This window comes from Streptococcus sp. HSISS2 (assembly GCF_000448665.1).
GTDB classification, from domain to species: domain Bacteria; phylum Bacillota; class Bacilli; order Lactobacillales; family Streptococcaceae; genus Streptococcus; species Streptococcus raffinosi.
On record NZ_CM002133.1, the window covers coordinates 1,014,136 to 1,020,941 of the forward strand.

The following is a 6,806-nucleotide window of genomic DNA, read 5'->3' on the forward strand; positions in this document are numbered from 1 at the left end:
TAATCTTTCTACTTCACCAAATTTAGAACAAGGGAAGACCATGTTGGAACAGGCGTTCACAGAGAAACACTATGAGAATACGATTCTCCATAGTGACCAAGGCTGGCAATACCAACACGATTCTTATCATCGGTTCCTAGAGAGTAAGGGAATTCAGCCATCCATGTCACGTAAGGGAAATAGTCCAGACAATGGCATGATGGAGTCCTTCTTTGGCAGTTTGAAATCGGAAATGTTTTATGGTTACGAAAAGACGTTTAAATCACTTAATCAATTGGAACAAGCTATTGTAAACTATATTGATTATTACAATAACAAACGAATTAAGGTAAAACTAAAAGGACTCAGTCCTGTGCAATACAGAACTAAATCCTTTGGATAAATTAAATGTCTAACTTTTTGGGGTCAGTACATAACACTCGGGCTATTTTTAAATGCACCCCCGCCCCTATATTGCCGTCTGGAGAGCCACGACAAGGTGTTGTCTTACATCACGCGCAATTTTTTCCAGTTTTTTATAGGGTGTCTATACCAATTTATACTGAGGTTTGCTAACATTTTCGCTATAATAGAATTACAAAAAAGATACGTATTTTTCTGTATCAATTACGAATAGAATATAAAAGGAGGTTGTTTTAGAAAAAAACTTTTTCTTCCGTTTTGTCCAACGGTTGGACAAATTTGTAAGCGAGGTAACAAAATGCTAACTTATGACGAATTTAAAGAGGCGATGGACAATGGTTTTATTAAAGGTGATACTGTCCAGATTGTCCGAAAGAATGGTAAGATACATGACTACGTTTTAGACGGTGAACGAGTTGAGCCACACGAAACATTGAGTTTAGAAAAGGTATCGGATATAATAAAGGAACTAGGCGAGGACAACTAAAAAAGCACCATGCTGGTGCTATTCTTTGACTTATTTAACCTTAACTTCCATTGTTCCGTTAAGTTTTTGGCTAGCTAGAGCGTTGCCGTCATCCGTTTTAATGTGAAACATCGGATAACGCTCATAATTGACATTGTTGATTGCAGCCCAGACGTTAAACGCTTCATGTTCTTTGGCAAGCATTCCATCAGCAAAATTCTGTAAGTCAGCTTTGCTATATGTTTTATATTCGTTAGGCACAGTCATATATAAAATGGTGCTACGATTGTAGAAACTATATGTACTAATATCCAGACCTTTATCAGTCAAATCTTGCTTGAAGTAGTCAATAAAGCTACCCATTTGACCCTCGGTAATGTCTTTTAGCTTATCTTCCGAGCTTGATTCTGAACTTGATTCTTTTGAAGTTCTTTCCTCACTCTTTGAACTTGACGCTTTGGCACTGCTAGACGGCTTACTAGCTTTAGGTTTTGCCTTTGAAGAAGACGAAGCTGTTTGGACTGTCTTGACTGGTTCTGTTTCCGTTTTTGGAGCAAGTCCAGTTAATTCAAAAACTTTCCCAAGCACAGCCAAGCAGACAAGCACAATAGCCCACTTTTGCCAACGTTTTAGGGTTTTCCATTTACTCAACATTTTAGATCTCCTTTAAATGTTTACTTTTTTCCAAATACTCATTTTTCACAAACGTCCCATTACAAATAGTTGCCAACTAATCCTTTTGTATTAAGTAAACATAATTAAGATAATCTAGTTTTGCGTTTTCGTCCCTATATTGAAATCACTTGACATTCTAGCATTTTTTATAGTGTTATTCAATAGGGATAGAATACTTATATAATAAAAAAGCACCTTGCTAGTGCTTTTCTCTTGCCTGCTAAACTCGTAAAGTGATTGATACCCTAACGGGTATTTTTTTGCTTTCCTTTTTGCTAACTTTCGAGGTAAGCAAACGGCAACTTATGGGGTACGAATTACTAGAATAGCTCACAAAATCGCTTTGTTATCACTCTAATAAAACCTATGAAAAAGCAGGGAATATTTTGGTAAGAAACGCTTTTAATACATTTCCTAGCAACTTCCTTGTATCTTATGTCTTGTCTCCAGTAAAGACAAAGAATTTTGAAATAACGTAGTTAAGAACAATAATCAAAACTTGTGAGAATACACTTTCAATTCCATTTACCCAAGCATGACTATGACCAACAAATTGACCGATAATCTCTGGATAGGTATCTACCAAGAAATAGGCGAGAGCCATATCAAGAACTAAGGTTAAGAGACGAGCTCCCACAAATTTAACAAAGCGTGTAGCCATACCAGCTTTTGCTTGACTGAACACAAAAACATCATTTGTGAAAAAAGCAAAAACGATGGCAATGGCACTTGCCAGAACTGCAGAAAGGATACCTTGTGGAATCACAGCGAAAATCAAGGTACGACTAACAATATAAACTACAGTCGCCAAAACACCAAAGAAAAGGTATTTAAAAACTTCTGTGGCCATAAAAGCTTTAAGCTTATTAATCATATTTAGTCCAACCCAATTTCCGCACGGACGACATCCGCAATAGTGTCAACATAGTAATTCACTTCATCATCTGTTGGTGCTTCTGCCATAACACGAAGAAGAGGTTCTGTACCACTAGGGCGAACCAAGATACGACCGTTCCCAGCCATCTCAGCTTCCATTTTTTCAATGATAGCTGCAATCGCAGGAACTTCCATGGCTTTAGTTTTCATGCTATTTTCCACACGTATATTAACCAGTTTTTGAGGGTAGATCGTCACTTCTGATGCTAATTCAGACAAGCTCTTACCTGTTTCAATCATGACTTTAGTCAATTGAATAGCTGTCAATTGACCATCACCAGTTGTATTGTAATCCATGATAATAACGTGACCAGACTGTTCACCACCAAGGTTATAGCCATTTTTACGCATTTCTTCAACAACATAACGGTCACCAACGGCAGTCACGACCTTGTTAATTCCCTCACGATCAAGTGCCTTGTGGAAACCAAGGTTTGACATAACAGTTGTCACAATTGTATTTTTAGCCAACTCACCTTTTTCAGACAAGTGTTTACCGATAATGTACATGACCTTGTCGCCATCAACAATATTACCATTTTCATCAACAGCGATGAGACGGTCACTATCCCCATCAAAGGCAAGACCAATGGCTGAACCACTTTCTTTAACCAAGGCTTGCAATTGCTCTGGATGTGTTGAACCCACTCCAGCATTGATGTTAAGACCATCTGGTTGATCCCCGATAACCGTAATATCGGCATTCAAATCAAGGAAAACATTACGAGCTGACACAGCAGCTGCACCATTAGCAGTGTCCAAGGCAACCTTCAGTCCACCAAGATCAACACCTGTTGCCACCAAGAATTTTTCATACTTGCGAAGACCTTCTGGATAATCTACAAGTGTTCCAAGACCCTCAGCTGACGGACGTGGAAGAGTATCCTCTGCTGCATCAAGAAGGGCTTCAATTTCCGCTTCACGCGCATCATCCAATTTAAAGCCATCTCCCCAAAGAACTTAATACCATTATCAAGAGCTGGATTATGGCTGGCTGAAATCATAACACCAGCACTGGCATTTTCCGTACGTACCAAGTATGAAACACCTGGAGTCGCAAGTACCCCAAGTTTGTAGACTTCGATACCTACTGATAAAAGGCCTGCCACCAAAGCTGATTCTAACATTTCCCCTGAAATACGTGTATCACGTGCCACAAAGACCTTAGGACGGCCAGTTTCGTGTTGGCTAAGCACATAACCACCGAAGCGACCTAATTTAAAGGCCAATTCAGGCGTGAGCTCAACATTAGCTTCTCCACGAACACCGTCTGTTCCAAAATATTTACCCATAATTTTATTTTTAGTGCCCCAGCACTAAATCCTCCTTAAACTTTGATGCTGTCTAACAAGAGCAAAAGTAATCTAGTGAAATCTACCTAGATAGTTTAACTTTATCTGATTTCACCGATATTTTCAACCCTTCTTGTATAACTTTTTTGGCTATTGCGCCAATTTTCCCAGATTATGCCTTCTCCATTTTATCTATCTTACATAAACTTGGAAAATGGCCATTCTCTATTTTTGGGTGACCTTCAAATTAACTTTAACCGTATTTGGTTGCACTGTCACACCATCGGCCGAAAGCTTAAGCGTTTGTGTAGTATCCTTAGTCACATGACTAATATCTACTGGAACAGTGATACTATCAATCTTATCCATAGCTTCCTGACTACCAACAATAGTCACATGGCCTCGATCAAAACTATAACTGATACTAGACACATTGCTAGCCTTATCTCCAGTCAACTCTACCTTAACAGGGACAGACTTGCTCAATTTTCTCAAAGTAATTTTGGCATGAACCTTAGCTGGAGAAATCGAGCTAGCCAAGACTGTCCCATTAGCTGAAACGGCTTGCAACAATAAGTTGCCATCATAATCATCAGACAAGTTGGCACCGCCTTCCAAAACTGCTTGAACGTGGTCAATTTGATTGATGATATCTTCACTTGATGTCACCTCTACCTTGGTTTCATCCAAGCTAACCTTTTTTACTTCGTAGCCATTAGCCAACTTATCTGGTGTGATATTTGCAACCACATCAAATGTCTTGCTAGCTTTTTTACCAATTGTTGCTGTCAAGGTCGATGGCGATACTTGGGCAGACATTCCAGCTGGTAAATTCTTAACCTGAATAGGAACCCGGCTTGTCCCTTGACCAAGATTTGACAAATCTGCAACTAACTTAAAATGGCGCGTATCGCTTGTTGCTTCAGTCGTCAAAGCCAACTGAGTAGTCGCGGTCAAATAAACCTCAGCGTCATAAGAATAACCACTGATAAAGTAATTATCACTGTCGTACTTAATATCTACAGGAACAGATTCTACTGTTTGCGTGAAGGTATTCGAAGCACTTGAGCTATTACTTTTATTTTGCGTATTACCAGACCAAGCCGTGACGAATAGCGTAACCGCAAAGAAGAGCGCAACTAGTATTTGCCACCAACGATCATTTTTTAATACACGGACAATGCGTTTCATTTTTTGCTACCTCCCATCCAACGTTGGAAGAATGACTGACGAGGTTCTTGCTCTTTCAACAAAATAAGACTCAACTCTTGCTCAAACTCTTGAATGGACAGTCCATGCAAGAAATTGCCCTTATAAGCAATGGAAATCGCACCTGTTTCTTCAGATACGACAAAGGTAAGAGCATCTGTTTGCTCTGAAAGACCAATAGCGGCCCTGTGACGTGTTCCGAATTCCTTAGAAATTTTATTAGATTCCGAAAGCGGTAGATAAGAACAAGCTGTCGCAACCTTATTATCTCTGATGATAACTGCCCCATCATGAAGCGGTGTATTAGGGATAAAAATATTAATCAACAGTTCCCCTGTTACAACTGCATCAAGCGGAATTCCTGTCACAATTTGTTCTTGCAGAGTTTGCGTCTGTTCAATAGAGACGAGGGCTCCAATCTTACGAGGACTCATGTACTTAGCGGCTTTAACAAAAGCTTGAACCAGTTTCTCATCTGAACTCACTTCTTTATTTTGCAAAAAATGCTGAGGCGTACGTCCAAAGGTTTCAAGTGCAGAACGAAGCTCTGGCGCAAAGATTACAACCGCCGCAATGGCACCATAGTTGATGACCTGATTCATCAAATAAGAAATCGTTGTGAAGCCTATAAAATCAGAAATAAATTTTACAAAAATAAATAAGACTACCCCTTGAACTAGGGTCATGATTTTGGTTCCCCTCAGGGCCCTAATAAAGCGGTAAATTAAAAAAGCAACAATCAATATGTCCAAACTATTGACGATAACTTTCAACGGACTATCAAAGAGTGACCGCCAAAAATCAATATCAATGGACGACAGTATACCCATACATATCACACTTTCTTTTAATTTTTAAACAGTTCCTATTATACCACGAATTCAAACTATTTTGAGACTACAATCACTACTTTTTGTGATAAAATAAATTCATGACTATAAAAACTACCATGGGTATCTTGGCAGGAAAGACTAGCCACTTTGTCCTCTCCAAATTAGGACGTGGGTCAACCCTCCCAGGAAAAATCGCCCTTAAATTTGACAAAAACATTTTAGACACACTGGCAAAAGATTATGAAATCGTCGTTGTTACAGGAACCAACGGAAAGACTCTAACAACAGCTTTGACAGTTGGAATTTTAAAAGAAGCTTTTGGTGACATTGTGACCAATCCTAGTGGAGCCAACATGATCACAGGGATTACTTCTACTTTCCTAACCGCTAAAAGAGCTAAATCAGGTAAGAAAATTGCTGTCTTGGAGATTGACGAAGCTAGCCTACCAAAAATCACAGAGTACATCACCCCAAGTCTATTTGTCTTCACAAATATTTTCCGTGACCAAATGGACCGCTACGGTGAAATCTATACTACTTATCAGATGATTTTAGATGGTGCTGCCAAGGCACCCAAGGCTACTATTTTGGCTAATGGGGACAGTCCCCTCTTCAACTCTAAAGAAGTGATCAATCCCGTACGTTTCTATGGTTTTGATACTGAAAAGCATGCGCCAGAGCTGGCCCATTATAATACTGAAGGCATTGTCTGTCCTAAGTGTGAGCGTATTCTTCAGTATCGCCTCAATACTTACGCTAACTTGGGTGACTACACCTGCCCTAACTGCGATTTCCACCGTCCAGAATTAGATTATAAGCTAACGAAGTTGACTAAAATCACTAACACGACTTCTGAATTTGTCATTGATGGACAAGACTACAAGATTAATGTCGGTGGTCTCTACAACATCTACAATGCCCTTGCTGCGGTTTCTGTTGCTGAATTCTTCGGTGTGGCTCCTGAAAAAATCAAGGCTGGGTTTAATAAGAGCA

At 39.4% G+C, this 6,806-nt stretch carries 7 protein-coding genes and 1 pseudogene; 3 read left to right on the top strand and 5 right to left on the bottom strand.

What is annotated here, in order from left to right; all coding sequences use genetic code 11:
* Both HSISS2_RS04450 and HSISS2_RS04455 read left to right on the top strand, forming a co-directional pair.
* The coding region (locus HSISS2_RS04450; protein ID WP_167546411.1) for an IS3 family transposase at positions 1-382 on the top strand (382 nt) is incomplete at its 5' end.
* A 318-nt stretch (positions 383-700) separates the two neighbouring features.
* Positions 701-889 carry a hypothetical protein gene (locus HSISS2_RS04455; protein ID WP_021145597.1) on the top strand — a complete coding sequence of 63 codons (189 nt, stop codon included), beginning with the start codon at positions 701-703 and terminating at the stop codon, positions 887-889.
* 30 nt (positions 890-919) lie between these two features.
* On the opposite strand, the gene HSISS2_RS04460 is transcribed toward HSISS2_RS04455, so the two are convergent.
* The 5 genes and pseudogenes from HSISS2_RS04460 to cdaA form a co-directional block, all read right to left on the bottom strand.
* The gene (locus HSISS2_RS04460) at positions 920-1,522 is read right to left on the bottom strand and encodes a hypothetical protein (protein WP_021145598.1); all 603 of its coding nucleotides are present in this window, start codon (positions 1,520-1,522) and stop codon (positions 920-922) included.
* Positions 1,523-1,976: 454 nt separating this feature from the next.
* The gene (locus tag HSISS2_RS04465) at positions 1,977-2,417 is read right to left on the bottom strand and encodes a GtrA family protein (RefSeq protein ID WP_021145599.1); all 441 of its coding nucleotides are present in this window, start codon (positions 2,415-2,417) and stop codon (positions 1,977-1,979) included.
* A 2-nt stretch (positions 2,418-2,419) separates the two neighbouring features.
* Positions 2,420-3,771: pseudogene (glmM, locus tag HSISS2_RS04470) on the bottom strand (phosphoglucosamine mutase).
* 225 nt (positions 3,772-3,996) lie between these two features.
* Positions 3,997-4,962: a YbbR-like domain-containing protein gene (locus HSISS2_RS04475; RefSeq protein ID WP_008534322.1), complete on the bottom strand. Its 966-nt coding sequence runs from the start codon at positions 4,960-4,962 to the stop codon at positions 3,997-3,999.
* Positions 4,959-5,810 (bottom strand): diadenylate cyclase CdaA, encoded by an 852-nt coding sequence (gene cdaA, locus HSISS2_RS04480; protein ID WP_021152019.1) that lies wholly within the window; start codon positions 5,808-5,810, stop codon positions 4,959-4,961. Before cdaA ends, HSISS2_RS04475 begins: the two co-directional genes overlap by 4 nt.
* A gap of 101 nt (positions 5,811-5,911) precedes the next feature.
* On the opposite strand from cdaA, the gene HSISS2_RS04485 reads away from it, so the two are divergent.
* A partial coding sequence (locus tag HSISS2_RS04485; protein ID WP_042767002.1) for a Mur ligase family protein occupies positions 5,912-6,806 on the top strand: 895 nt, incomplete at its 3' end.

Coding starts and splice junctions, on each gene's coding strand:
- HSISS2_RS04455 (WP_021145597.1), top strand. CDS start 701: ATGCTAACTTATGACGAATTTAAAGAGGCGATGGACAATGGTTTTATT.
- HSISS2_RS04460 (WP_021145598.1), bottom strand. CDS start 1,522: ATGTTGAGTAAATGGAAAACCCTAAAACGTTGGCAAAAGTGGGCTATT.
- HSISS2_RS04465 (WP_021145599.1), bottom strand. CDS start 2,417: ATGATTAATAAGCTTAAAGCTTTTATGGCCACAGAAGTTTTTAAATAC.
- HSISS2_RS04475 (WP_008534322.1), bottom strand. CDS start 4,962: ATGAAACGCATTGTCCGTGTATTAAAAAATGATCGTTGGTGGCAAATA.
- cdaA (WP_021152019.1), bottom strand. CDS start 5,810: ATGGGTATACTGTCGTCCATTGATATTGATTTTTGGCGGTCACTCTTT.